This is a genomic window from Algiphilus sp. (assembly GCF_023145115.1).
GTDB lineage: Bacteria > Pseudomonadota > Gammaproteobacteria > Nevskiales > Nevskiaceae > Algiphilus.
This window is the reverse complement of the sequence record NZ_JAGLEJ010000037.1, coordinates 105,388-131,387: the sequence shown is the minus strand read 5'-3', so window position 1 is coordinate 131,387 and position 26,000 is coordinate 105,388. Positions and strand designations below refer to the sequence as shown.

Annotated in this window: 19 protein-coding genes and 1 pseudogene; 6 read left to right on the top strand and 14 right to left on the bottom strand. The window is 63.6% G+C overall.

The window, feature by feature from the left end; translation table 11 throughout:
* Positions 1–318: 318 nt before the first annotated feature.
* The 6 genes from KAH28_RS12480 to KAH28_RS12455 all read right to left on the bottom strand — a co-directional run bounded on the left by KAH28_RS12480 (position 319) and on the right by KAH28_RS12455 (position 8,128).
* Positions 319–1,086, bottom strand: a complete 768-nt coding sequence (locus KAH28_RS12480; protein WP_290577087.1) for a glucose 1-dehydrogenase — start codon at positions 1,084–1,086, stop codon at positions 319–321.
* A 74-nt stretch (positions 1,087–1,160) separates the two neighbouring features.
* Positions 1,161–2,273, bottom strand: coding sequence for a DUF5938 domain-containing protein (locus KAH28_RS12475; RefSeq protein WP_290577085.1), 1,113 nt, complete (start codon positions 2,271–2,273; stop codon positions 1,161–1,163).
* A 12-nt stretch (positions 2,274–2,285) separates the two neighbouring features.
* The gene (locus tag KAH28_RS12470; protein ID WP_290577083.1) at positions 2,286–3,908 is read right to left on the bottom strand and encodes an AMP-binding protein; all 1,623 of its coding nucleotides are present in this window, start codon (positions 3,906–3,908) and stop codon (positions 2,286–2,288) included.
* A 15-nt stretch (positions 3,909–3,923) separates the two neighbouring features.
* Positions 3,924–5,162 carry a thiolase family protein gene (locus KAH28_RS12465; RefSeq protein ID WP_290577081.1) on the bottom strand — a complete coding sequence of 413 codons (1,239 nt, stop codon included), beginning with the start codon at positions 5,160–5,162 and terminating at the stop codon, positions 3,924–3,926.
* Positions 5,163–5,205: 43 nt separating this feature from the next.
* Entirely contained in the window at positions 5,206–6,522 is a 1,317-nt protein-coding gene (locus KAH28_RS12460; RefSeq protein WP_290577079.1) for an acyl-CoA dehydrogenase, read from the bottom strand.
* Between the two features lie 667 nt (positions 6,523–7,189).
* Positions 7,190–8,128, bottom strand: coding sequence for a glutathione S-transferase family protein (locus tag KAH28_RS12455; protein ID WP_290577077.1), 939 nt, complete (start codon positions 8,126–8,128; stop codon positions 7,190–7,192).
* A gap of 59 nt (positions 8,129–8,187) precedes the next feature.
* Between KAH28_RS12455 and KAH28_RS12450 the strand changes: the two genes are divergently transcribed.
* From KAH28_RS12450 to KAH28_RS12430, 5 genes are all read left to right on the top strand, one after another.
* A complete protein-coding gene (locus KAH28_RS12450; RefSeq protein ID WP_290577075.1) occupies positions 8,188–8,454 on the top strand; it encodes a hypothetical protein in 267 nt (88 codons plus the stop codon).
* Positions 8,455–8,638: 184 nt separating this feature from the next.
* On the top strand, positions 8,639–9,790 hold the full coding sequence (locus KAH28_RS12445; protein ID WP_290577073.1) for a tyrosine-type recombinase/integrase: 1,152 nt from the start codon (positions 8,639–8,641) through the stop codon (positions 9,788–9,790).
* A complete protein-coding gene (locus KAH28_RS12440) occupies positions 9,787–11,853 on the top strand; it encodes a hypothetical protein (RefSeq protein WP_290577071.1) in 2,067 nt (688 codons plus the stop codon). Before KAH28_RS12445 ends, KAH28_RS12440 begins: the two co-directional genes overlap by 4 nt.
* A complete protein-coding gene (locus KAH28_RS12435) occupies positions 11,853–13,772 on the top strand; it encodes a hypothetical protein (RefSeq protein ID WP_290577069.1) in 1,920 nt (639 codons plus the stop codon). The genes KAH28_RS12440 and KAH28_RS12435 overlap by 1 nt, the downstream gene beginning before the upstream one ends.
* Entirely contained in the window at positions 13,769–14,215 is a 447-nt protein-coding gene (locus KAH28_RS12430) for a hypothetical protein (RefSeq protein ID WP_290577067.1), read from the top strand. The genes KAH28_RS12435 and KAH28_RS12430 overlap by 4 nt, the downstream gene beginning before the upstream one ends.
* 84 nt (positions 14,216–14,299) lie before the next feature.
* Here KAH28_RS12430 and KAH28_RS12425 read toward each other — a convergent pair whose 3' ends face one another.
* Together KAH28_RS12425 and KAH28_RS12420 are read right to left on the bottom strand one after the other, a co-directional pair.
* Entirely contained in the window at positions 14,300–16,126 is a 1,827-nt protein-coding gene (locus tag KAH28_RS12425) for a hypothetical protein (protein WP_290577065.1), read from the bottom strand.
* A complete protein-coding gene (locus KAH28_RS12420) occupies positions 16,113–17,279 on the bottom strand; it encodes a protein kinase family protein (RefSeq protein ID WP_290577063.1) in 1,167 nt (388 codons plus the stop codon). Before KAH28_RS12420 ends, KAH28_RS12425 begins: the two co-directional genes overlap by 14 nt.
* Before the next feature lie 266 nt (positions 17,280–17,545).
* Between KAH28_RS12420 and KAH28_RS12415 the strand changes: the two are divergent.
* Positions 17,546–18,370: pseudogene (locus KAH28_RS12415) on the top strand (PA0069 family radical SAM protein); the annotation flags it as partial.
* 31 nt (positions 18,371–18,401) lie between these two features.
* On the opposite strand, the gene KAH28_RS12410 reads toward KAH28_RS12415, so the two are convergent.
* From KAH28_RS12410 to KAH28_RS12385, 6 genes are all read right to left on the bottom strand, one after another.
* A complete protein-coding gene (locus tag KAH28_RS12410; RefSeq protein WP_290577059.1) occupies positions 18,402–19,796 on the bottom strand; it encodes a hypothetical protein in 1,395 nt (464 codons plus the stop codon).
* A gap of 112 nt (positions 19,797–19,908) precedes the next feature.
* Positions 19,909–21,774: a fatty acid desaturase gene (locus KAH28_RS12405; protein WP_290577057.1), complete on the bottom strand. Its 1,866-nt coding sequence runs from the start codon at positions 21,772–21,774 to the stop codon at positions 19,909–19,911.
* Positions 21,775–21,944: 170 nt separating this feature from the next.
* Positions 21,945–23,135 (bottom strand): hypothetical protein, encoded by a 1,191-nt coding sequence (locus KAH28_RS12400; protein ID WP_290577055.1) that lies wholly within the window; start codon positions 23,133–23,135, stop codon positions 21,945–21,947.
* A gap of 95 nt (positions 23,136–23,230) precedes the next feature.
* Complete coding sequence (locus KAH28_RS12395; protein ID WP_290577053.1) at positions 23,231–24,109, bottom strand: haloalkane dehalogenase; 879 nt, start codon at positions 24,107–24,109, stop codon at positions 23,231–23,233.
* Positions 24,110–24,330: 221 nt separating this feature from the next.
* Positions 24,331–25,113, bottom strand: a complete 783-nt coding sequence (locus KAH28_RS12390; protein WP_290577051.1) for an SDR family oxidoreductase — start codon at positions 25,111–25,113, stop codon at positions 24,331–24,333.
* Positions 25,110–25,874, bottom strand: coding sequence for a 3-hydroxyacyl-CoA dehydrogenase (locus KAH28_RS12385; protein ID WP_290577049.1), 765 nt, complete (start codon positions 25,872–25,874; stop codon positions 25,110–25,112). Before KAH28_RS12385 ends, KAH28_RS12390 begins: the two co-directional genes overlap by 4 nt.
* Positions 25,875–26,000 lie beyond the last annotated feature (126 nt).

Here is a 26,000-nt window from a genome sequence, read left to right as displayed (position 1 = left end):
GATGTCCTGTTCACCCGTGCCCCCGAGCACGACTCCCGGGCCGGGCACCTGCCGCGCCTCCGGCGCGGCAGGCCACCCGTGCGGCACCATGGCTTTGGTTCCTTTGGCCGTAACCAAAGGAACCCGCGCCGGTCGAGCGGCATCACTCGGTAGCACCGAAGTTCCGTGGCGCGGAACCCTGGAGCGCAACCGGGTCAACGAGGAAGACTCAAGCGCCAAGGTCACGAGGCGCGGAACCCGCGAGCACGGACGGGACCAACGGGGAAGCCCCAAGCGCCGAACGCCCAGACGTCAGCAAGCGCCTGGCGGGCACAACCACTACTGCGCGGTGTACCCCCCATCGACAACGATCTCCGACCCGTTGATGTACCGCGACTCCTCCGAGGCCAGGAACAGCACGGCGTTGGCGACGTCCTCCGGCTCGCACAGCCGGCCCATGGGATGCTTGGCGAGCACCATGGCGAGGAAGCCGTCGGGGTCCGGCACCGTGCTGGCGGCGTCCTTGACCATGTCGGTCATGATGTAGCTCGGGTGGACGCTGTTGACGCGGATGCCGTAGCCACTCGACGCGCAGTGCAGCGCCGCCGACTTGGTGAAGTTCCGCACGCCGGCCTTGGCGGCGTCGTAGGCGGCGGTGAAGGTATCGGCGACGATGCCCTTCACCGACGAGATGTTGACGATGCTGCCGCCACGCGTCTTCATGCGCCGTATGCCGGCACGGGTGCCGAGGAAGACGCCATCCAGGTTGACCGCCATCACCCGGCGCCAGTCCTCCAGGGTGGTGTCCTCGGCGTTGCCGAGCGCCGCGATGCCGGCGTTGTTGACGAGGATGTCGAGCGCGCCCAGCTCGCCCTCGGCTTCATCGAGGGCGCGCTCCCACTGCGCTTCCTGGGTCACGTCCAGCGCCACCGCGACGGCGTGGCCGTCGTCGGCATTGATGCGGTTCGCCAGCTCCTCGGCGGCAGCGACATCGACATCGGCGACGGCCACGCGCGCACCCTCGCGCGCCAGGGTCAGGCACTGCGCGGCGCCCAGCCCCCGTGCACCTCCCGTCACCAGGGCATTACGGCCTGTCAGGCGCGCCATGGTCTGTCTCCCGTTTGTTGTTGTATCGCGCTACCGCCTGCGCCACCCGGTCGCGGCGCAGGCGGTCCGGCACGTCAGTGCGAGGTCTCGGTCCAGGTCAGATAGCCGCACTCGACCGTGGCCGCCAGCAGCTCGCGATGACCGAAGGCCTGGCACGGCGAGGCGAAGCCGGTGGCTCGGAGCTGCCCGGTGAGGATGCGGCGGATGGACTCGGCCGACCACACGCCGGCCTGGATGTACGGCGAGTTGCCGCGCAGGACCACCGTGCGGGACTCGGTGTTGCCGCGACCGTGGCAGGAGAGAATGCTGCGGTTCTCCTCGCGGATCTCGCGCGGCGGCTCGACGCTCACCAGGCCGCGCCCCCATTCGTTGCTGATCTTCTCGAACTCGTCGCGCGGCATGTCCCGGTAGTTGTCATACCACTCGGTGATGCGCTCGACCACCCAGTTCATGACGTCGCGGTTCTTGAAGGCGACCAGCACTTCGCAGTTGCGCACGCGGTCGTCGTTGCGGAACCAGACCGGCTCGGCGGCGCCGCTCCACGGCAGGGCCTGGTAGGTCTGGTGCGTTCCGGGGACGGACACGTTGTAGTCCTTGGTGTGCGGCCAGACCTCGAAGGCGTTGTTCTTGAGGTAGTACTGGTCGCGGCAGGTCATGCGCAGGAAGGATGCCGTCGACGCCACGCTGGTGGCCGAGTCGGCCATGTAGAGGATGTCCAGCGTGTCGATGCCCGGCGACTCGAGGCAGACCTGGGCGGCGATCTCGCCGGCGGTCCACATGAAGGCGTTGGCCGGGCAGAGCAGCAGGTCCTTCTTCTTGAAGGCTTCGCCGTAGCGCTCCTCCAGCATCATGATCCAGTCCTGCTCGCCGGTGGTGTCGAGGTAGTGCACGCCGGCGTCGAGGCAGGCCTTCACGACCGGCTCGGAGAGCTGCATGAACGGGCCGACGATGTTGTAGACCACCGTGGTGCCGGTGAACAGCTCCTTGAGCTTGTCGTAGTCGAGATCGCAGGCCACGCACTGGTACTCGTGGCCCTTCAGCTCGGGCACCTTGGCCATCTCTTCCTGCAGCCGCTTCTCGTCGCGCCCGGCGGCGATGAAGGGGATGCCGCGCTCGGCGAGGTGCCAGGCGACCAGCTTGCCGGTGTATCCGCTTGCTCCGTAGATGACGACCTGGGGCTTGCTCATGTCTGCGTCTCCTTATGCGTGTTTTCTGGCGGCGGCCGGTGCGGTGTGCACGCGGTCCGGGTGGTTTTCGAAGGCCTCCACGCAGAAGCGCTCCTGCGGCTTCTCCGAGGCGGTCTTGGGAATCTCGTCCATGACCTGGATATAGGTCGGCACGAAGTTGGGCTCGAGCGTGGCCCGGCAGTGCGCGAACAGCGCGGCCGGATCGACCCGCACTCCGGGTGCCGGCACGATGGCGGCGACGACGTCCTTCTCGCCGGCGACACCGTTGCCGGCGGTGACGCCGTAGACGTAGACATCGTCGACGGCGTCGTGCTCGGCCATCGCCTTCTCGACGTAGGCCGGGTTGATGAAGTCGCCGTTGTGGCGGATGGCGCTGCCCTTGCGGTGATGGAAGTAGTACCAGCCATCCGCGTCGACGCTGCCGATGTCGCCGGAGCGGAACCAGCCGCCGGCGGTCTTCTTCTCCGAGGCTTCCTCGTTCTTGTAGTAGGCGACCGGGGCACAGGTGCCATCGGCGTTCTGGAAGATGAGCTCGCCGGGCTCGCCGGGCGGGCAGTCGTTGCCCTCGTCGTCCACCACACGCGCGACCATCGTGGGCGGCGGCCGGCCGATGCTGCCCACCGGACCGGTGTTCGGCGGATTCATGCAGAGGCCGCCCTCGGCGGTGGCATAGAACTCGAAGATCTCCAGGCCGAAGCGTTCGGCGAAGGATTCCCAGATCTGTGCGGGCATGCCGGCCGCGATCACGTAGCGCACCGGATTGTCGGCGTCGTCGGGCTTGCGCGGCTCGCTGTAGATGGCGGTGGTCATGCCGCCCAGCAGGTTGAACATGGTGCAGCCGTAGTGGCGCGTGATATCCCACAGGCGCGACTTGGTGAACTTGCGGCTGAACACCGCCGGCGTGCCCATCTTGAGGGCGTTGCCGAGCGTGATGAGCTGGGCGTTGGCATGGGTCAGCGACAGGCCGGTGTAGGGGCGGTCGTCCTCGCGCAGACCCAGCGCCGGCCCCAGCGACGCGATGCCGCCGAAGCGCGCGTAGGGCGAGAGGATGGCCTTGGGGTCACCGGTGGTGCCGGAGGTATAGAGCATCTGCATGGGCGCGGTCGGGTCCTGCGCCAGCATGGGCAGGTCGGGCACCGGCCGCGCGAGGATGTCGGCCATGCGCTGGACGCCGGGCAGGCCGTCCGGGATGACCCCGTCGCCGACCACCCAGACCCAGCGGATGCGCGGCAGGTCCTTCACGACGGCGAGCACCTGCGGGAGCGCATAGTCGGCGGTGACGATGCCCTCGCACTCGGCGAAGTCGAGCATGTAGCGGAGCTTCTGGCCCTGCGTGCGCGGATCGATGGGCACGAACACGGTATCCGCGATCGAGCTCGCGACCATGGTGTCCACGAACTCCGGATGGTTCTGCATCATGATCGCGAAGCGGCTACCGCGCGCCATGCCGGCGTCCTGCTGCAGCGCGCCCGCGATGCGGTGCGCGTTGTCCTGGATCTCGCGATAGGTCCGCGTCTCGTCGACGAGGCTGCCGTCGGGCGCGACCTGCACGAAGGTCAGGATGGTGCGGTCCGGGTCGCGCTCGACCCAGTCGGCCACGATGTGGCCGAGTATCAACTCGTTGTGTTCGGACATGTCGTCTCCCCCTTGCTATTTGGTGAGGACGGTCACGGCCAGCGCCGCGGCATCGCGGCCGATGTAGCCGCCGCCGTTCTCGGCGAGGCCGATGCGGGCGCCCTCGACCTGGCGCTTGCCGGATTCGCCGCGCAGCTGCTCGGTGAGCTCGACGATCTGGGCGATGCCGGTGGCACCGATGGGATGCCCCTTGCGCAGCAGACCGCCCGAGGTGTTCACCGGGATGCGTCCGCCGAGGCGTGTGGCGCCGGACTCGACCAGCGCACCACCTTCGCCGGGTGCGCACAGACCCAGATGCTCGTAATAGATCAGCTCGGACGGCGCCGACGCGTCGTGCAGCTCGATGCAGCTCACGTCCTCGGGTCCGATGCCGGCTTCCTCGTAGGCCTGCTTAGCGACCACGGCGGGCAGCTGGGCTTCCTCCTCCGATGCATAGTCCCAGCCGCTGGCGAGCACGCTGCTGGCGACGCGGATGCCGCGATCACCGATGGCGAGCTGGCGCGCCATGCGCTCGCTCATGACCACCGCCGCCGCGGCGCCGTCGCCGACCGGCGAGCACATGGGCAGCGTGAGCGGCCAGGCGATCTCGCGCGCCGCCAGCACGTCCTCGACGGTGAGCGCCTGCTGGAACTGCGCGCGCGGATTGAGGCTGCCGTGGAAGGCGTTCTTGGCCGAGACCGCCGCGAACTGCTCGCGCGTGGTGCCGTAGCGCTTCATGTGCTCCACGGCCCACGCCATGTAGATATCCATGAACAGCGAGCGCTTGGTGCCGGCTCCCTCGAGGTCGGCGTCCATGCCCACGGCCTTCACCCGTGCCTGGATGTCGGCCAGCACGCCCTCCATGTTCTCGACGTCCACCGCGCCGGTGAAGGCCGAGAAGGTGCGCTGCTTGTCCTCGTGGTAGAGCTTCTCGTAGCCGCAGGCGAGCACGATGTCGTAGCGACCCAGCGTGATCATCGAGCAGGCCTGCTCGAAGGCGGTGGAGGCGGTGGCGCAGGCATTCTCGACGTTGACCACGGGGATGCGGCCGACGCCCAGCTCGCGCAGTGCCATCTGGCCAGGCACGCAGACCTGACCGGTGATGACCGAGGCGGCGACATTGCCCATATAGGCGGCCTGCAGCTGCCGGGCGTCGATGCCGGCGTCGGCGAGGGCGGCCTGGATGGCCTCCCCCGCCAGCGCCTTGAGTCCGGTGTCCCGGTGATTGCCGAAGCGGGTCATACCCGCGCCGGCGACAATGGCCTGCTGTTTCATACCGCCCCCGTGTCGGGTCTGCGCCCGTTGGCTCGCTGGCTTTCTAGGCGCCCTTCTGGGCGTCGCTGATCAGGTAACCGCCCTTGATGGAGAGCAGCTCATTGCAGCCGTCTTCGATCATCGAGGAACGCGCATCGCGGAACATCTTCTCGACCGGGTACTCGGCCGTGAGGCCATTGCCCCCGAAGATCTGGATCGCCTCGCTGGTGACCTCATGCGCCCACTGCGTGGCGCTCACCTTGGCCATCATCGCGGCCTGAAGCGCCGGCACATCGGCCGACTGGTTGTAGTGCGCCGCGCGGCGGGTCAGCGCGCAGCCGGCCTCGACCTTGCGGTACATCTCGAAGATGCGCTGCGCGACGCGCTGGTGACGGATGATCGGCACGCCACCCTGCTTGCGCTCGTGGGCGTACTCGAAGGCCATGTCCGCGGCGGCGCGGGCGGCGCCGGTCCAGGTCGCGCCCATCAGCACATTGGCCTCGGCGTGAATGCAGTAGACAGCACGCTGGAAGTCCTCCGGTCCGGCGAGCAGATACTCCATGGGCACTTCGACGTCATTGAAGAAGATCTCGCCCTGCGGGTCACCGCGCTGGCCGATCTTGTCCAGCGGCTTGCCGCGCGAAATTCCGGGTAGATCAAGCGGCAGCACGACGACGCAGCCATGCTCGTAGTCGGCACCGTTGCCGGTATCAGCCGCGGCGTAGAGGATGCAGACCTCGGCCACCGTACCGTTGGAAACCCAGGCCGACTTCTGGCCGTTGATGACCATCTTGTCGCCCTTGAAGCTGACGATGCAGTTGGAGCGGCTGACCTTGCCGTCGGCGTGGCGTGCCGCGCCGGTCGGGTCGAGGGTGTCGCTGCCGTGGTCCGGCTCGGTGATCGCCCAGCAGCCCAGCATTTCCTGCGGGAAGCGCTCCATCAGGAACTGGTTGCCGAACAGCGCCGACAGGTACTGCGGCAGCACGCCGGCGCCCACCGAGATCGCCAGGCCGCCGTCGCCGTAGCCGAGTTCCTCGAAAATCAGGCAGAACATGCGCGAGCGCACTTCCGGCGGCATCTCGAAGAGCTGCGCAAGGTCGATGCCCAGCTCGAGGTACTTCTTGCGGAACTCCCAGTAGGGGGAGTCGTCGGCGATGATCGCCTCGGGCGTCATGCGGTCGAGCTTGCGACCGATCGGGCGCATGACCTCCAGTGCGAAGCGTCGCAGCGTCTGCTGGAACTCCACCTCGATATCGGTCATCGGCGGCTCGGCGCCGGAGATGCCCAGTGCGGATTTGGGGGATGCCGGCCACTGATGGATCCGCGACCCGCTGCCCTCTGCATTGGTGAGGTTCTGAACTTCTTCGGCGCTTGCTGCCATGACTGCCTCCTGTGACGTCATCGACGCGTACGCAGCCTTTCGGCTGCTTACGGGTATCCCGAGAACCCGCCGGAAGGACATCGGAGGTGGCTGTGCGCCGCATCCCTGAGCGGGTACGCGCTACGCTGGCCGGATTCTCCTCCATCCACGACGCCTTTTTGCATGGCGCTCTGACGAGTCGTTATGGAAGGGATGCTAGGAGGCCCCGGCGGGCCAGGCACTACCCCACCGGGTAGTTTTGGCAGAGCGGGCCGAGAGCCCGCGCCGGCGTGCCTTCCGGGGCTGCGCACCAAGGCGATGACGCGGCCTCAGGGCGCCCGCAAAAGGGCGACGGGAAGCACATTGCGCGGACTGGAGCACTGCCCCCTGCAGCCCAACCGGCGGAGAAGCGCCTCGAAAGGCACGAAACGGTTGGGCATAGCACAAGCGATTGGCCCGTTCGCGATCCATCACTCCGACGACGGCAAGCACCTCACTTACGGTGCGCCGCTGCAGCCAGTAGCTAACAACGCTGCCTCTTCCGTTCCGCCGGCGGCCTCGCGGCCCTGTTGTGGGCTCCAGCAGCTCTTCCGCCTGCTTGCCGGAGGCATCAATAAGTCAGGGGGTACGGCAGCCCCCGAACCAAACTTTCCGTGATGCGGGGAGGCTCAGTTGCTCATGAAAGCGCTTAGCGCGTGGCTATGCGGAAACCCTGGCGGGGGAAGTGCACATGCAGCCGGCCGAGCTCGCCGGCGTCGCGCGCGATGATCCAGCGCTCGGCGGTGGCGGCGACGAGCTCGCCCTCGGTAGGGGTCGTGCCGTAATCCGCCGGCGCGATACGCACGGCATCGCCGATGGCTAGGCCCTGGGGCACCCCACCGTCGAAGACCGGCAGCTCGGCCGGCTCGTTCTCCGCGGCCACGGCCAGCGCCTCGGCGCGCGAGATGTCGCGGTAGCGGCCATGCCCGATGGCACCCATGCGGGCGTACCATTCCAGCAGGCGCGGATAGGCATCCAGGAAGCCGGCGCGCAGCGTTGCATGCCCGAAGCCCAGCACATGAAAGAGCGAGAAGTCGGCCAGCGTGGGTACTTCACCAAAGCGATAGGCGCCTTCCATCTCCTGCGAGAAGCGACCGAGAAACTCCTTGAGTTCGGCACGCGCCTGCTTGGGCGGAATGCGCGGCACGTCAGCGCCGCGCATCATGCGCACGCGATCGGTGATCACGCGCAGCAGCTCGCCCCAGCCGTAGCCGTGGTCGCGCCGCAGCGCATTGACCGCGGACAGCCCCATGGAGGCGGTGATCACAGTCATGAAAAGCCGCGAGTCGACCCAGTCGGCCAGCTCGGTGATCTCCTCGGCGCGCGCTGCCGGAAGCAGCTCGGGCCGTCCGCCGCGACGCATCAACTCGGGCACCATGACGTGCGTATCGCAATAGATATCGGCGCCGATCTGCATCACCGGCATCTTGCGATAACCACCGGTCAGGGGCGTCAGCTCGGGGCGCGGCAGCCGCGGCGGCTGCTCGACGGAGAGCCAATCCAGTTCGCAATGGCCAAGCAGCAGCCGGATCTTCTCCGAGAAAGGGGAAAGCCAGTAGTGATGCAGGATGATTGCGTTGCCTTCCACGATGCTTCCCTGATGGACTCGAGCGCTCATGATGCCCTGCCGGCGGCAAGGAGGACGGCATGACGCAGAAGACTCCGCCCCGCAAGGGGCGCGGCGCCGCGGACAATATCGGCCACCGCTTCAGCGCCTTCGGGCGCGAGGCTGCCGACGACGGCTGGCCGGGCGACGACCCCGAAGCGCCGGCGCCACGGCTGGAGACGGTCCTGCACCCCGTCACGAGCCGCAGCATCGTCAGCCGCAACAGCTCGCCCGATGTTCCCTTCGAGAACTCCATCAACCCCTACATGGGCTGCGAGCACGGCTGCATCTATTGCACAGTGGAGTGAACGCTACGCCGTTTCATGCGTGAGTATTCATAGCGTAGACATCGGGATCAAACGCGCGCATGATGCTGCCGTGCAAGCTCGGGGAAATCCCATTGCCAGAGTAGAAACGTATCCAGGTCAGCGCCTCCGGATAACGGAATCAAACGGACAGCTCGATTACGAGGCCCACGGGCCGGTGGTGGAGATGCCCGCGATTATCTGGAGTGATGGCGAGCCCTGGCTGCCTGCGATGGCATACCTCCGCGAGCGGGCCTTCGAGGCCCACGCAACTCGGGGCAGCACAAAGACCGTGATGCTGCACGCCAATGCATTAGCGGGGTATGCCTCCTGGCTGGAGAGGGAAGAACTTGATTGGTCCCACTTCCCTAATGAGCGTTCCCTGCGACCGACCTATCGGTATCGCGGGCATGTCATGGACCGCATCCATGACCAGACCCTGGCCAGGTCTACTGCGGCCAACCGTATGTCGGTGTTGCGGGCCTTCTACGGCTGGGCGACCTACGTTGGTTATCTTCACCGTTCCGCCGAGCCCTATCGGCCTCGCGTAGTGGCAGTTCGGTACGCCGACGCCATTGGGCGCGAGCGTGTCACTAACGTGGTTTCGTCCGACTTGGCGATCCGGCGCGGCAAGCAGAGTCGTCGCGGCGTCGAGGAAGGGTGCGTCCCGGTGCGCATGACTGATCGAGACGCGCTACTTGGGATCGCTGCAGAGTATTTCCGTTTGGAGTTCCTGCTGACCCTGAAACTGGGATTCTTCTCAGGCATGCGGCTCGGAACAATACTGGGTCTGACGCACACCTCGCTGCGTCAGAACTTCCCGTCACACGATATACCGGGCTGGTTCTCCATATCTGTCGGGCCGGAGCACGGGATCCCAACCAAGGCCGGAGCGACATATCACCCGTCGATCCCGGAGCCACTGTTGCGCGAGTTGCTTACCTACTGTCGCTCTGGCCGTCGTGACGCGCGTGCGAAAAAGGCGGCGCCGCAAGCGAAGGACCTCGTGCTACTCAGCAACCAAGGCGCGCCGCTGTCCACGCGCTCCTATTCGCACGACATGACCCAGTTGCGGAAGCTCGCATCGGCTCAAGGGTTGCGTCTCCAGAACTTCCGATTCCACGACACGCGCGCCACCTTCGGAACAGCCTTCGTGCTGGCCTCGATGCAGGCCGGGCACACACCCGACCAAATAATGCCCGTGCTGATGCGGCTAATGGGCCACACGAGCGCAGCCAGCAGCATGCTCTACATCGATTTCGTGGAGGAGGACGAGCGCATGGACGCGGCATCAGCCGCGTGGGAAGAGTGGCTCGGCGTGCCGGAACCAGTCGCATGACCGGCATGGCACCGGACAAATTCGACTGGCAGCTTGGGACAGATAGTTACGGCACCCCCGTAGACCTGAAGCGCCTGATCTGGCCGGAAAGCTCAGCGATGGACTCGCGCGTCTTTCGGCGAACCGATACGTCATCATGGGTCACTGACCCGGACCGCATCGCGGTGCTGGCCGGTATGGTCGCCGAGATTCGGGGCTGGGGGCTGGCACCCGCAAGCACAGGCACTCTCGCGGGCGCACTGAGGCGCTTTGTGCAGTGGGTGGATCAGTCGGGTGCGCCATTGCGGCGCGAAACGATAGTGCCGCTGCTGGCGCGCTGTGACGCTGTATCACAAAAATTCCGTCCGACCCTGCGCCGATCGGTCACAGCGCTTCCACTCTCCGACGCAGAGCGGTCTGTATTGTTTCCGCCGACCGAAGCAGAATCTCCAAGTGACGACGACTGGCGCTTTGTGCTGGATGGACAGCACAGTACAAGGGAAGCAGATTTCGCTCGCCTTCTGATCCCCGGTGACGCTGGACTGCCCCTCCACCAGTGGCGAACCATTCGACAAGCGCGTCTGAATAGCCTTGATATGACCGCGCCCCGTCCGCGCTTGATAGAGGCGCTGAGCAAGGAGTTTCGTGCCCGCTTCACCGAGCGAAGCCCATCGACCACATCTCTCAGAACGCAGTGGGGAAAACTTCGCGGCTGGATCGTCTGGGCTGACGAGGTATGCCAGACGCTGTCTCTGGACACCGCAGTTGAGACATTGCAAGCCTACTCTCAGCATCTGGTCAGGCAGTGGCGCGCCGGAAAACTCCGTGCAGCAACCGTTCACCAGTACATACAGCCTCCGCTGCATTTCATTGCGGCCGCGATACATCAGCCGGCCTATCAGATCAAGTTGACCCTCTCACTGCCGCGCTTACGACGAAGCGGCCTGACGACGGAGGCCGCTGGCGACGCCGAGCTCAAACGGTACTGCGCCAACCTGCACGTTGTGATCGACGCGCTGACGGCCAATGGACTGTGCACGGCAATCCGCGCCCACGAAGTCATCCGCCTTTGGAACAGTAAGGGTCAGCGCGTAGACGCCGAACTGCCCGCCCCATACGGAAGCTACGGCGCCGCTATCGATCCGCTGGCAGCCAACCTCAAAATGATCAACCTGCGCATCGTCGCAGAACTGCACCGGTTCATTGCCATTACCGGGGTCAACCTATCGGTGGCACGCGCCCTCACGGTAGGTCAGCACGCGACAAATGCGCCGATCTGGAAGGCGCGTGCAGGCCGACACATCCGCCCCCGTGTAGGCACCGTCTATTCGCGTCGGCTGGACCAGCACATACAGTTCCTTGAAGCATGTGTTCCGGGCGGCATCACTACCGACACGCCGATGTTCCCGGCAATTACTACGAACACTAACGGTGGCAGGGCACTGGAGGCCGCCGCGCGCACCGGTACGCTCACATGGCGCATAAAGCAGTGTTCTGATGAATCTATCAAGGGTTTTAGAACATGGTTCGATGCCTCGGATGCGCCGGCCTTTGGCGCCCGCACTTTGCGGCGTGCCAAGGCCGAGTGGCTACTGCGGCGCTACGGCGGCGACTCGCTGCATGTATCTCGCGATCTGGGCAATACCCCGCAGGTCGCGATGAGCCACTACGGCGGCAAAGGCAACCTCCATTGGGCGACGCTGGAATGGTCCCGGCACTGGGCCACTGAACAGCATTCCGCGCTGGCGCCAGGCAACTGCGCCTCTCCTGGCCACCGTGAGCCGATTGCCGCCGACACCGCTGGTGGAGGCTGCAACGAGGCGGCATGCCTTGGCTGTGTCCATTACCGGGGAGAGGACTCGATGGACTACATCCACCGCCTGCTGAGCTACCAGCATGTCCTCCGTTGGCGTGTCGCGACAAACACAGCGAGTGAGCGACCGATAGCGCTCATCGACGCGATCGTCACGGACTACCTGACGCGTCACCCGGAGCAGCAAACAAATGTCGACCGCATGCGTGAGCGAATCGGCACCGAGCCGCATCCCCTGTTCGCGACGATCATTCGGCTGGAGGAATTCTAGTGGCGCTGACGTTGAAGCTGGATTATTCGGACCACGAGATAACGGGCATCGAGACCGAAGACAACCCTGTGGTCAGTGTCGACTACCATGGCAATGTCTTGAGCCGCCTCACGGACGACGTGTGGCTGTTTCCGAGCGACAAGTCGCGCCCGCGTCTTCGCGTAACGGTCAACTGGCCGGATAACTCGCACGACGCAAAGCGATTGGCCCTGCTGCGACTGACGCACGGTAAGACCCTTGCTGCCTTAACTGCGTTTCGAACTTGCTGGCATCTCGCCCGGCTCGCCGCTCATTGCGCCGACCAGAGGGTAAGGCTGAAAGATTTACATCGCCACCCCAACGTCGTCATCGACTTCGTCGCCACGCCGAAACCCGGCCAGAGCAAGCCTCACAATCACAAGATGCGCGCCATCGTCAGCATCGCGCGTGTCGCACTGGCCGCGCGAGACACCCTCGGCTGGACGTTTCTGGAGCACGACCAGATCCGGGCGCTGCGCAACATCGACACGCTGTCGCATCGGCAGCATGCGGTCATTCCACGGCGGATCTACCAGGTCGTCGACGACACTGCACAGGAGATTCTGTCCGACTACCTTACTGTAGCCGATGAACTTGCCGAGGTACTGGCGGCCTGGGCGCACGCTACATGCGATCAGAGACGACCAGGCGGGAAAGTCCACTGGGCGACACTGATGTCAGACAGACCTCGCTTGCGGCGCCAGATGGATCGCGTGGGCAACGTGTCAACCCCGCTGGCTTCTTACTTTGCTCTGGTGCGGACCGCAGCCTTCTGGACGCTCATCGCCGGCACCTGCGCCCGCAAGAGCGAAATACTGGCGCTTCGCCGGGGTTGTCTACGCCAGGAGCAGATTGGCGACAACCTAACTCATTTGCTGACCGGCCCCACCACCAAGACCCAAGACAATCCGCATGCGATTTGGGTTGCATCACCTAAGGTCGCCCCCGCAGCACAGGCGCTAGAGCGGCTGTTGGACACCTACATCACCGTCCATCCGAACCCGCCCCATTTGAGCGACCACTTGTTTCAAGTACTGGAGATGGACTTCGGCCGACGCCGTGCACCCTCGGAGAAACGCAAAGGGAAACTTCAGTTTGGCCAACCTATCTCAAACGCCGGTCTGACACGAATCGCGCAGCACGCAGACCTGGGCATCACTCAGGAGGATTGGGCCGAAGCCAAGCAACTCACGCCGGACCTCGACGAGACAAAGTACGCCGTAGGGCGGCAGTGGCCGGTTTCGGCCCACCAGATCCGCCGTACGGTGCTGGTCAACGCCGCTGCCAGCGGGCTGGTCAGTCCCGATAGTCTGAGCTTCCAGGCTAAGCATCAGACATGGCAGATGACGGCCTACTACTGTCGCAACTACTGGCACCTCGCAGCCTCGCACCCGGATCACCCGCTGGTCACGGGCACCCGACGTGCCAATGCTGAGGAGTTCACCCGCATCTATGCCGACGCCTACAACCAGGCCCGCTCGCGAATCATTGACGACGAGCGATTCTTCTCGCCTTATGGCGACGATCATAAGCGGTCCGTCGTCGGTGATACGCCGCTACTGAGCCTTGACGAGATCAAGCGACTCACCCGCTCAGGCACTCTGAAACGCAACACACTCGGTTTGTGCGCACTGGTGGATGATGACTGCGAGTGGCAGAGCGCCCTCACGGTGAGGGGCTGCATGACCAAGGCTGAAGGAAAGCCGTGCAGCAAGGCCATCATAGACAGCCACCGCCTACCCGAGCTAACCGCCTTGCGCGACAGCGTGCGCTACGGGCTTGAAGAATTGTCCGCCAGAGATGCGTTCGCCCGCGAACAGAAAAAGGCGGATCTGGCCATGGTCGAACAGGCCATCGCTCTCATTGAGAGCCACCGCGACGCCCAACGGGAGCCACAATGACGACAAGTTCCTCAACGCCCTATTGGGTCAACAACAAGACTGCCAGAGCCCTGTGGAAGGCCTACCAGCGAATGATGGAGGGCAAGCCGAAGCGAGTGTCGCCCACAGCCCGGATGACCCTTTCCTCCGTCGCTGTCGAGGCGGGGTTTCAGCGTTCCACACTGAGCCGCAAGCGGTACCCCGACCTGGCGGAGCTGATCGAGCAAAACGCCAAAAAGAAGCCTGGCCAGAGCATGCGATCACTTTACGACAAGAAGCGTGTCGCAAACGCGAACCTCCGTTCCAAACTGGAGACGGCACGAGAAGAGCGGGGCGTGCTGCTGAACCGGATTGCCGCGCTAGAGAGGCGACACCTTCGTATGACTGAGGAATTGGGCATATTTCGAGGTCCGGACAACACCCCCAAAATCAACTTCATAAACCGCACCGATTCGGGCACTTAACTCACTTGGAGGTGGCCTCGGTTATCCACGAAACCGCTCAAAGCAGATTTACGACAATTTAGACAGCATCGATCGAATGAATGATCACGATTCCAATGATCGAAGCAAACGACGAGCGAGATCCGCCAACAGGCTGTCTGCGTTGCGCGCAGGATGAACAACTTGTTTCAGGTATTTTTGAGCTGTCTTAGGGTTCTTCTCCAAGTAGACCATACCCAACTCTAGGTTCATCTTTTGTCTAATCTTGGTGGCATCCGCCCGGGAATGCGCGAGCCGGATAGCTTTCCGATAGAGCGCGGTCCCACGATCAATATCGCCTTTTCTAATTCTTATTAACCCCTTGGTCGCAGTAACGAACGGATCTCGCCCGATTGCCCATGACACCCGCTGAAGCCTCGTCTCCGCTTCATCCACTTCGCCGAGTTCAGCGCAAGCACAAGCAATATTATTGACCAGCGGAACAAGCTCAGCCGTATTGACGGAACTACTGTCCTCGACCAGCTCCCAGCCCTTACCGGTTAGATAGACAAGCAAGTCTCTTTGGCTGCTCCGGTTAATAGAGAAGGCAATTCCCGCTATTGCCATCCACCGCCGAAGCTGAGGCGCTGTATCTTCACGCTCAAGCAATGCTTGCATCTCACGGTTGACAACGTCGAACTCCTCCAAATTAATTAGCGCCCTAAGTCGAAAAGCCGTCAAGTCCGATAAATCCTTATCACGAACCAGTAGTTGGTCGGGATCTATGTGGACGATACTGGCCGTAAGCGCCAATACTTCTTTGTGCTCGCCTTGACTGGCAAGCAATCGCGCCATATTCCTAGCTGCCCGCAGGGCATCAACAGGAGTTTCCGTCTCGGCGAGTGCCAGAGCGTGTGCTACCCGCTTAATCGCCTGCGAACGCTGCCCCAGTTTTTCATAAACCGCGCCCATGTTATTCCAAAGTGCGCTATTGTCGGAAAGAGCAGACTCATGTTTAAGCGCATTCAACGCGCCAATGTAATCGCGCAAGAAATATTTTGCTCTCGCAAGCCTAGACCAAAGATCCGCCCTATCCGCATGCAACCGCAGACAGTGTTCCAATGGCCCTATTGCCAGGTCATCGCGATTCATATTTCTGGCAAGGTCAGCGAAAAGCCTTATAGCACCAGAATTTATTGGATTTAATTGAATAGCGCGTCGCAGCATATCCAGAGCCTTCCCTCGCTGCCGAAGCTGGAGATACGCAATACCGAGATTGCAGTACAAAACACTAGAGCTTGGGCGCATTTGCATCGCAACGCGAAAGCTGCGAATTGCAAACTGGGGATGGCCAGTTGCTAGATGGAGAGCTCCCTCGAAAAGTCGAGCCGCATAATCGGTTGAATCAATTTTGAGTGCTTCAGTAACTTCAGCCATGGCGCGCTGGAGATCCATAGACACCACGGCCATATAACCGAGGCGTAGTCTGGAAGGGACATCTTCAGCCAGTTCAGGAGAGGAGAATAAGTGTAATGCCTCGTCCAGAGCGTTCGCTTGAAGCCGATTTTCTGCAAGTTGCCTCTTTGTCGAGACGGATTCCTTGTAAGATAGGGCTGCACGTAAGTGAAGCGCCTCATCATCGCTTCTGCCCGCCAGCGCCGCCAAGTCCGCGACGGATCTCAGATACTTACTTTGTGTGCCAAACCTTTCGAATGAGGACAGCCGGCGCTCCAGCTCTGCGACGATCGCATCTGTGAGTTCATTAGTGAACTGAGAGCGTTTATCCTCTAGGGAGACCATTTCAGATCGAATTTCCGCGATCTCGGCCAGTTCTTCTGGAGGAGGCAACTTTAAGCGATGAGCAATTCCTATTACGTCCGCAAAGACAACCTCCGTGGCTTCAGACCTCGCCTCTACATCGTTAAAGTCTTTTTGCACTTTAGAGAATTGCATCTTTGGCTCTGCAGTCCATCGCTTCCCGAAGTCGGGCTGCTTTCATCTCATTTTTAATACGTCTATTTTCCCGCCTTTCCCTCCGCTCAGCCAATCTCTTTTGGTAGAGCCGTTCGTTGGCCACGACTCGAATGGCCGACAAGACGCGAGAACGAACAACATCTAGCGCCATTCGTTTCCTGTAGTCAATATTAGTCAGTGATTGAATTACTTCTTCAACTAAAGGCGCGACTCCAGGCGGGACCGTACAGTCTGGTTCGGTCAATCTGACCCCATTTACTGCGTGAGAGTATTTGTCTATTGCTCGGTTTAAGTTCGGAAAAGTAGCACCACCAAGGCCGTGCACCTCCATATGGATAGCCTGATAGATCGCTGAAAGTTGGGTGTTATGTGCTAGCAAACCGGACTTAAAGAAGAAGCCCTCATTGAACAGCTCCCAAAGCATGCAGCCGAGCGCAAACGCATCCGCCTTTTCGCCGATTTCCCGATCACCAGCGAAGCCAACAAACGCTTCAACAGGAGCATACCCCTTGGCGCCAACAGGCTTGTCGTACTCATCCTTAAGTGCTGTTGAATCCAAACGAGCGGCCGTTCCAAGGTCGATCGCGACGATTATTCGCTTGAGGGCGGCGTTCCTAGCTCTTAAATTGTCTGGCTTTAAGTCGCGATGAGCGATATCGTGGCGATGAAGAGCTTCCACAGAAAGCACGAGGTCGTGAAAGATACGAAGGGCCTGTTCTGGGGAGAGGCGGTCGTCCGACCAGAAGAAACTCTCGATATCAAACTCAAGCCACTCGACGACAAAGTACTTGCAGGGCAAACTGAACTTGGCGCTGGGTATTGCAAGGGAGTAATCTTTCAGACCCGACATCACCTGCAAACAGCGCTTCTTGTTTACTAGTGTTTTGAGAAGTGCATGCTCTCTATAAAAACCATCAAGACGGTAACTATTAGTAGTCACATCGGGATCAAAGAACTTTACAGCCACATGCTGTTCTTCGATTCTGTCCCAAGCCACGAACACCAGCGAAAAAACGCCTCGACGGGCGTCACCCCGTCCGTTGATCAGCCTCAAATCACTGTATCGGCCCTCCAAGACTTCGCCATTTTCGAGAGCATCAATGAGTATTTCGCTTCCCGTAGATCCGCTCAAGTTCTAAGTCCTATTCGGTTGTCCCCAATGGAATACTACATTTAGTGCAGGTTACCGAAAATTGTTCCGGTGAGCAGAGGCTTCTTGTCGAGCCGCATCCAACGACTCCGACCGTTCGCGCCAACTCAACATGTGTAGATGCATATCTGCCCTAAAGTTGGGGCCGCTGAACTGTGAACTGTAGATTTACCCTGTCCTACCTTCAATGCCCGTCGGCTCTCAGTTTTGGGCGTTTGGTCTACATGCTTGTTCCACCCTGCGGTTCCTACGCCCGTCCCAGCCACGCCTACTGGGACTACTCGCCCGGGCTCGACTTCGAGACACAGCTTCTCTACAAGCCCAACGCCGTCGAGCTGCTATGCCGACATTGGCGCCGCCGCGGCTACACGGTCAGCCCCATCGCGCTGGGCGCCAACACCGATCCCTATCAGCCGGTCGAAGCCGATCTGCGCATCACCCGCGAGCTGCTGGAATGCTTTCTCGAGCATCGCCATCCGCTGACGATCACGACCAAGGGCGCACTCATCGAGCGCGACCTCGATCTGCTGGCCGAACTCGCCGAGCATGATCTGGTGGGCGTGTGGGTGAGCCTGACCAGCCTCGACGCCGACCTCAAGCGGAGCCTGGAGCCGCGGGCAGCGGGCCCGACCTCGCGGCTGCGCACGATCCGCAAGCTGCGCGACGCCGGCGTCCCCGTGGGCACCCTGCTGGCGCCGGTCATTCCCGCCATCAACGATCATGAAATCGAAGCCCTGCTCGCAAGTGCCGCCGACGCCGGCGCGCAGCGCGCCGGGTGGATCCTGCTGCGTCTGCCCTTCGAAGTGGCACCGCTGTTCCGCGACTGGCTGGAGGCGCACTTTCCCGACCGCGCTGCGCATGTCATGAGCCTCGTGCAGCAAAGCCGCGGCGGACGCGACAACGACTCGGACTTTCACCAGCGCATGCGCGGCCAGGGGCCCTTTGTCGCGCTGATCGCGCAGCGATTCCGGCTGGCCTGCCGGCGTCACGGCATGGCCGGGCGCGAAGCCTTCGCCCTGGACTGCAGCAGCTTCTGCCCGCCAGCGAAGCCTGGCCAGCTGAGCCTCTTGTAGGCGACGCGCCGGGACGGCGATGCGCAAAGGCTCAGCGGCCGGAATCCGCGCGCGCGAGCGCCACCAGGCGGCGCAGCAGTTCCGCGTCATAGAAGGCGGGGTCGCCCGCATCGCCGCCGACCCGTAGGTGCTGCAACTGCTGCTGGTTCAGGGCCTTGCCGCCCTGCGTCTTCAGCAGATGGCCCTCCGCATCGAAGGCACTGCGCGTACCGCCGTTCCCGCGTGGCAGAAAGAGCAGATCGTCGTAGGAAACCAGGGCATAGCGCTCATCCGTCTCGCGCACTGCACTCGCCGCCAGGACCGGCGACTCCCCATTCCTGCTCTCGCGGGCCAGGGCCGCGACGCGCGGGGCGCGTTCCGCCGGACCGCCATCATCCTCCGTCATTACATCCGAAGCCGCAGAGATCCAGCGATGATTCTCGCCCGTCGTCGCGATCGTCTCGTGCACAAGCGCCCGACCGTCGGGGTCGAGCGTCACCCGCCAGACGCGCCCATGGAGGGGGCCGCCATGGCCCTGCCGCGAAGGCTCGTGAAACCACATGACATAGTTGAACTGCAGCAGCATCTCGTCGCCGACGCGCGCGAAGGTGGGCAGGTAGTACACCGTCGGCCTGCCGCTATCGGCATGCATTTCGCCGTTCTTCCAATGGATGCGACTGGGCCGCTCGGAGGGCGTGTCCGAGGCAATGGCCAGCCTCGGTGCATGGTGCACCGCCAGCGCCTTCCACAGATTGCTCACCATGCCGACGCGCCCGAGACGGTCGCGGGGCAGCTCGTCGAACTCGGCGAGCACGCGCTCGGTATCCTCGTGCGGCGCAGCGCGCCAGAACGCGAGCGCCTTCTTCGTCTCGCCGCTCGGCTGAGAGGCCGCCGCGATGCGCTTGCTCGCGAGGTCGTCGCCAACGTCGCTGCCACCGGCTTGAACGGACGACTTGGCGAGTGCGTCCGCGTATTCCAGCGTGCGCGTCAAACGTTGCCAGGTCTCGTCCTTCTGCAGTTCCATCGCAGACAGCCACACGCCGCAGAGCCGCATGTCATCCATGGCGTTCGCTCGCTCGCTTTCGGACCAGCCGAGATTCCTGAGCTCGATCTCTCTGGCGAAGGCGTCGTTATAGCGGAGCTCCCTCAGCCAGAGATCGATCTCGGCGCGGCTCGAAAGCGTCGGCAGCACATCGGCGAGCATCCGATTGGTGCGCAGATAGGGGAAGCCCGGAAGCTTCTTGTAGGAGGCCTCGCCGGCTCCGGCCTCTTCCACGGCCGCATCGATCTCTCGGTAGCGCGGATAGCACGTCTCCACGAATTCGCCGACGGCGACCCCGAGGTCCGTGACTTCGTCGCCATCGTCACTGCCAAGAGCCAGCGGCGGCATGAGATTGAGCATCAGACCGGCGGCGATCGATGCGGGCACGGCTAGGCGGTGGAGCACGGTCGAGTCCTATTCATTGGAACGCGAGGAGCCTCGCGGCTGGCATCGACGCCATGGCCCGACGAAAGTTTGGGGCAGGCCCACAGCATGGCTGACGCCCTGCCGGGGCGCGTCAGAGATCCAGCAGCAAGCCTTCCCCGACCGCGCGGGATACGCAGGTCGTCATGCGCCCGGCCTGGCGTTCCTCGGGGCTGAGCACGGCATCGCGATGATCCACCTCGCCCTCGATGACCGTGCAGCTACAGGTCCCGCACAGGCCCTGGGTACACACCGAGGGGACCGGGTAGTTGTGCGCATGCAGCACTTCCAGGAGGGAGCTTTCGGCTGGCACTTGGAGGCGCTTTCCCGAACGTGCAAGCGTCACGGTGAAGGGCTTCTCCGTCGCAGCATCCTTGGCGGCTGTTGCAAAGCTTTCCGTATGGATCGCGTCCGAAGGCCAGCCCCGCGCGCCAGCCAGCTCGGTGACGTGTGCCATGAAGCCTTCCGGCCCGCATAGATACATGTGCTGGCCGGCACGCCACTCGGGCAGGTCCGCGGCACACAGGCGTGGCGCGGCCGGGTCGTCACTGAGATGGACGCGCAGCTGTTCCGCAAAGGGCGACGCGAGCAGCTCCTCCCGGAACGGCAGCCATCCGCGACTGCGCGCGCAGGCATGCAACGTGAAGGGCGTGCCTTTGGCATGCAGCGCATCCGCCATCGCCAGCAGGGGCGTGATACCGATACCCCCGGCCACGAGAACGACGCCGGCGGCCGCTTCCTCCAGCGGAAAGCGGTTGCGCGGCACCCCGATCCGGATGACGCGGCCGGGCGCAAAACCTTCGTGAACGGCCAGCGAGCCGCCGCGCCCGTGATCTTCCCGCTTCACGCCGATGCGATAGCGGCCGTCCGCCCGCGGCGCACCGACCAGGGAGTACTGCCGGATATGCCCGGGCGCGACCTCCACGTCGATGTGCGCGCCCGCGGAATAGGCCGGAAAGGGCGACGCCTCAGCGGGTTCCAGGAGATAGGCCCGTACCGCCTCGGAAACCTGCGCGGCCTCGACGATGCGCGCTCTCAGCGGGAGCTCGGATGACGGCAAGGGCGAGGCTTCCGGATGGTGCAACGGCCCCACGGGCCAGTCCCAGACAATCTCATGGTCGCGAAGCTCGGGTTCCGCGAGCTTCCAGGCAGCGTTGTACCGGTAGTAGGGCACTGCCGGGAACATGTGGTGCATGAGGTGCTGCGATTGCGAGAGCGTCATCCACCGCATCAGCCACCCACCGCGAAACATGCGCGTCGCCTGCAGGGGGCGCTCCGCCTGCGGGACACCCTCGGGGTGCTGGATGGCGGCGAAGGTGTAGGTGAGCAGCATCAGACCGATGCGCTGGGGGATCAGCCACAACAGCACGAACTGCCATGCGAAGGGCGATGTCAGCCACAGCACATGCCAGGCGATGAAGAAGACCGCGCTAGCCGCGGCACTGGCCACCTCGGCGATCGGGCGCTGCTTCAGGCGGCGCGCATACCAGACCATCCAGTAGAGGTCGATGCCGGCCAGGACGAGCAGCCGCCAAGGCATCCGCGCCGAGACCATGATCTCGTCCGGATCGCGATGCGCGACACCGGTATGGCGATGATGCTCCAGGTGGAGATAGCGGTAGATCTGCGCGGTAAAGCCCGGGAAGAGCGGCAAGGCCGCGACCGTCCCGATCAGGTCGTTGACGCGCCGGTTGCTGGATAGACTGCCGTGCGCGGCATCGTGCAGTGGCGTGAAGATGGCGTAGATCGCCAACGCATTGATCGCCAGGGCGACAGCGTAGGGCATGCCACCCGTGAGGTGGAGGTAACAGCTACCGACCAAGGCGCCGTAGCAGCCGGCAACCAGCAGCACTTCCTGCCATGCCAGGAGCGGTAGGGCATGAATGCGCCGGAATGCCGGCTTGGAAACGATCTGCTCCAGCGCTTCGCGCTCGCGTCGAGGGTATGTCGTTTGGCTCATGACTTGCGCAACCGGGCTGACTCTGGTCTCACAATGAAGAACCGAGCCTAGCCGGCGGTCTCGCCATGAGCGCCTGCCGAAAGGCAGGGGACGGCCGGCACCGAGCACACCGCACGATTGCCTGTACCCACTGGCTGCGCTCTAGAAGCCGAAACGCGCCACGGCCTGCCTCAGGGCTTCCAGGTGAAGTGCACACCGAAACCGGTGCGGATTTCGCTGTGATAGCTGCCCGCGAAATCGGGGTTCTGCTCGGCTGAGATGTCGCGCTGGCGGCCACCGGTGTAGCCATACGTGAAGCCGATGTTGTAGTTCTCGTGCTGGATCTCGTAGCCCAGCATGAGCATGTAGTCAGCCGTGTCGAACAGGGTCGGCCGCATGGCCTCACCTTCGATCATCCACGGCTCTGCGGTATAACCAATCCGCAGCACGCGGTTGCTCAGACCGGTGTACTCGACGGCCAGCCAATGGCGGAAACGATTCGTGGTATTGGCGATATAGGGCTGGTCCAGGGGGTCGCTCTTCTCGAAGTCAAAGCGTCCGGACTCGAAATCCTCGTAACGTGTCCATTTAGATTGGCCCATCAGGTGCAGCCCTGGCAGCGCTTCATAGTCGAACGCCGCGGTCACGCTTTGCGGGGTATAGAGGTCCAGTACCAAATCTTGTTCGGTTGCCCCGACGCGACCGTCGCCTTCCAGTCGCGTATAGCCGCGGGTGCGGTAGCTGAGGCCCAGCGAGAGCTTCTCGGAAGCGTCGTAGACCAAACCGACCGCGCCGTCGATGCCGGCGCCTTTGAGGCCATCGAACTCAACGGGGCCCAGCGGGCTGGGCAGCTTCACGCTCTGCTCGGCGTAGTTGGGTGCAATCTGCAGACCGACACGCAGATCGGGCGTGATCTGTCGTCCGACCAGAAAACCGACATTGAAGAGGGCGAGTTTGCCCAGGAAGGGGGTGTCCTGCCCGCCGTCAGCAGCGAACTCGAAAGCCGTGCCTACAGAACCATAAGCGCCGATGCCCATGTGCCAGCCAGCCAGCTCGCCCAAGCCGTACCAGAGATTGAGGAACATCGGAGTTTCACTGCTGGTCTGGTCGAAGTCGCGCCGCCGGTCTTGGTAGTGCGCGGTGAAGTTCACCGCAGCCACGCCAACGACGATCTGCCCGCTCAGCGGTCCGACCACGCCGGCCGGATTCGTCAGCGAGGCGCTTCCGGCGTCGTCCGGCGAGGCGCCCGCCGCGCCGGCAAGGTCGGCGTCGCGGGTTGCGGTGTGGGGGGATACGATGAGTGAGGCCTGTGCCTGGGTGGCTGCAAGAGCGAGCAGCGCACCGGCCAATGGGCCGAAGGCGCGAGTGACGGGCCTTGCCATGGGATATCTCCGTTGTGACACGAGCGCCGACCGTTGCGGCCAGCGGCTTCGCATTGGTTGCTTGGTGGTTCGGTTCGGATTGCGGTGATTGCGCGCTAGACGTTCAGGCGCTGGATCCATTGCGCGATGGCTTCGCCGATCGTGTCGGGGGCGTCTTCCTGGACGAAGTGCACACCGGGGACGGTGATCTCCTCCTGGTTCGGCCAGCTGCGACAGAAGCTCCTGGCTTCCCCCGTCACGATCGCTCCCGGGTCGGCGTTGATGAAGAGTTTGGGCACCTGGCTGGCCGCCAGCCAGTCACCGTACTGCTCGACCAGGCGGATGACGTCGGCGGGCTCACCGGCAATGGGCAGTTCGCGCGGCCACGTCAACGTCGGACGGCGATCCTCACCCGGCGCCGAGAAAGGTTGGCGATAGACCGCCATTTCCTCTTCCGTGAGATCGCGGAGGATCGCGTTGGGGAGGATGCCCTCGATGAAGAGGTTCTGGTCCAGGATCATGCTGTCTCCTTCCGGGCCGCGCAGGGCCTGGAAGGTTTCGCGGAAGGCCCCCGGGAACTCTTCCCAGGTCAGCGGCTTGACGATGGCCTCCATGTACACGATGCCTCGCACCCGGCTGGGGTTACGCCGGGCCCAGTCGAAGCCCAGCGCCGACCCCCAGTCGTGCAGGACAAGGATCACCGGTTCATCGGGGAGGACCTGATCCATGAAGGCGTCGATGAAGGCGCGGTGCTCCACGAAGCGGTACCGGCCCGGGTCGTCGCCAGGCCGCTTGTCGGAGTCGCCCATGCCGATCAGGTCGGGCGCGATGCAGCGGCCCAGGCCGCTCAGGTGCGGAATGATGTTCCGCCACAGATAGGAAGACGTCGGGTTGCCGTGCTGCAACCAGATGGGATGGCCTTGCCCGCTTTCAACATAGGCCATGGACAGGTCATTGACGGTGACCCGCTTCTTCAACAGGCGTTCTGACGACATGCTCCCCCCTTGTCGATGCATCGATTCAGCTGCCGAACGCATGGCCAGGAGCCACTTCTTTCGCTTCGACGCGCATGCGATGGCAGGGCGAGGAGCATGCTGGCTGCGCAGGCCTCGCGCCCCTTCCGAAAGAGAGGGGCGCCCCGCAACACGGCTCCGCCTGAGACGCGATGGCCGACTGCGCTGGAGGCCAAGCGCATGCGGGGGCGCGGCACGCGCTACTACCCCATTTCGATGGCGCTTCCGCCCACGGCCTGACCGCCGTCGCTGACCATAAGCGCGCCCGTGACGTTGCGACCCGCTTCCGAACACAGGTAGACCGCGAGATCGGCGATGTCGCCGGTCTCGCCGTAGCGCCGCAGCGGGATGGTCGCGGTCAGCCGCGCCTCTGCTTCCGGGGTCGGCGTCAGTCGCGCCATGCCTTCGGTGTCACCGATCGGCCCCGGTGCGATGGAATTGACGCGGATGCCTTCCGGCCCCCACTCCAGCGCCAGGCAGCGCATCATCTGGTCGATACCCGCCTTGGCGGCGCAGGCATGCACCTGCTGGCGCGCCGGCATGAAGGACTGCAGCGCCGAGATGGTCAGAGCCGCGGCACCCGGCCGGCGCAGATGCGGGTAAGCCGCCCGCAGGACATTGAAGCTGCCCACCAGATCGATATCGATGACGGTGCGAAAGCCCTTCGACGACAGCTCCGCCGCGGGCGCAAGAAAGTTGCCCGCAGCCCCCGAGACGACGATGTCGATGGCGCCATTCGCCGACTCGCAGGCCGCCATCGCGTTCTCGACCGCCTCGTAGTCGCGCACATCGGCGGCTTGGCCGCTCGCATCGGCGCCCAGCGCGGCCACGGCCGCATCGACCTTGTCCTGCGAGCGGCTGATGATGAAGACCTTTGCGCCCAGTTCCGTGAAGCGCTTGGCGATCGCTAGATTGATGCCGCTGGTCGCGCCGGCGAGAAAGGCATTCTTGCCGGCCAGGAGATCGTCGCGGTAGATGCTGCTCATCGCGGCTGCATCCGGATACCACCATCGACGCGGATGGTCTCGCCGTTGACGTAGGCGTTCTCGACGATGGACTGCGCCATCTGCGCAATCTCCTCCGGCCGGCCCAGGCGCTGCGGGTTCAGCACCTGCTGCGACAGGGCATCGACGACCTTCTCGCCCAGTGCTTCGAAGAGCGGCGTGTAGATCAAGCCCGGCGCGATGGTGTTGACGCGGATGTCCAGCTGGGCGAGATCGCGCGCGATGGGCAGCGTCATGCCAACGATGCCGCCCTTGGAAGCCGAATAGGCGGCCTGACCGATCTGGCCTTCGTAGGCCGCCACCGAGGCCGTGTTGATAATGACGCCGCGCTCGCCTTCAACCGGCTCGTTGTTGGCCATCTGCTCGGCCGCCAAGCGCAGAACATTGAAGGTGCCAACCAGATTGATCTGGATGACCTTGTTGAACTGGTCCAGCGGGAAGGGGCCTTCCTTGCCCAGGGTCTTGGCCGCGTGCGCGATACCGGCGAAGTTGAGGCAGACATGAATGGCGCCGAAGGCCTCCATGGCCTTGGCGATGCCGGCCTGCACCGAAGCTTCGTCGGTGACGTTGACCTCGGCGAAGACGGCCTTGTCACCCAGCTCCTTGGCCAGCGCTTCGCCGGCCTCGGCATTCATGTCGAAGATGGCCACGCGCGCGCCGCGCTCGTGGAAGTACTCGACGTTGGCGCGGCCGATGCCGGAAACACCGCCGGTGATGACGAAGACGCGATCGTTGATCTGCATGAGGCAATCCCTGGATGGTTGGAAGGCGGCGCGACGGGGTGCGCGTCGCCGGGACGGTCGCCCATTCTGCGGATGGGCCGGCACGGCCCCACAAACTTTCGTTCGGGCTCCGGCAAGTCGAAAGTC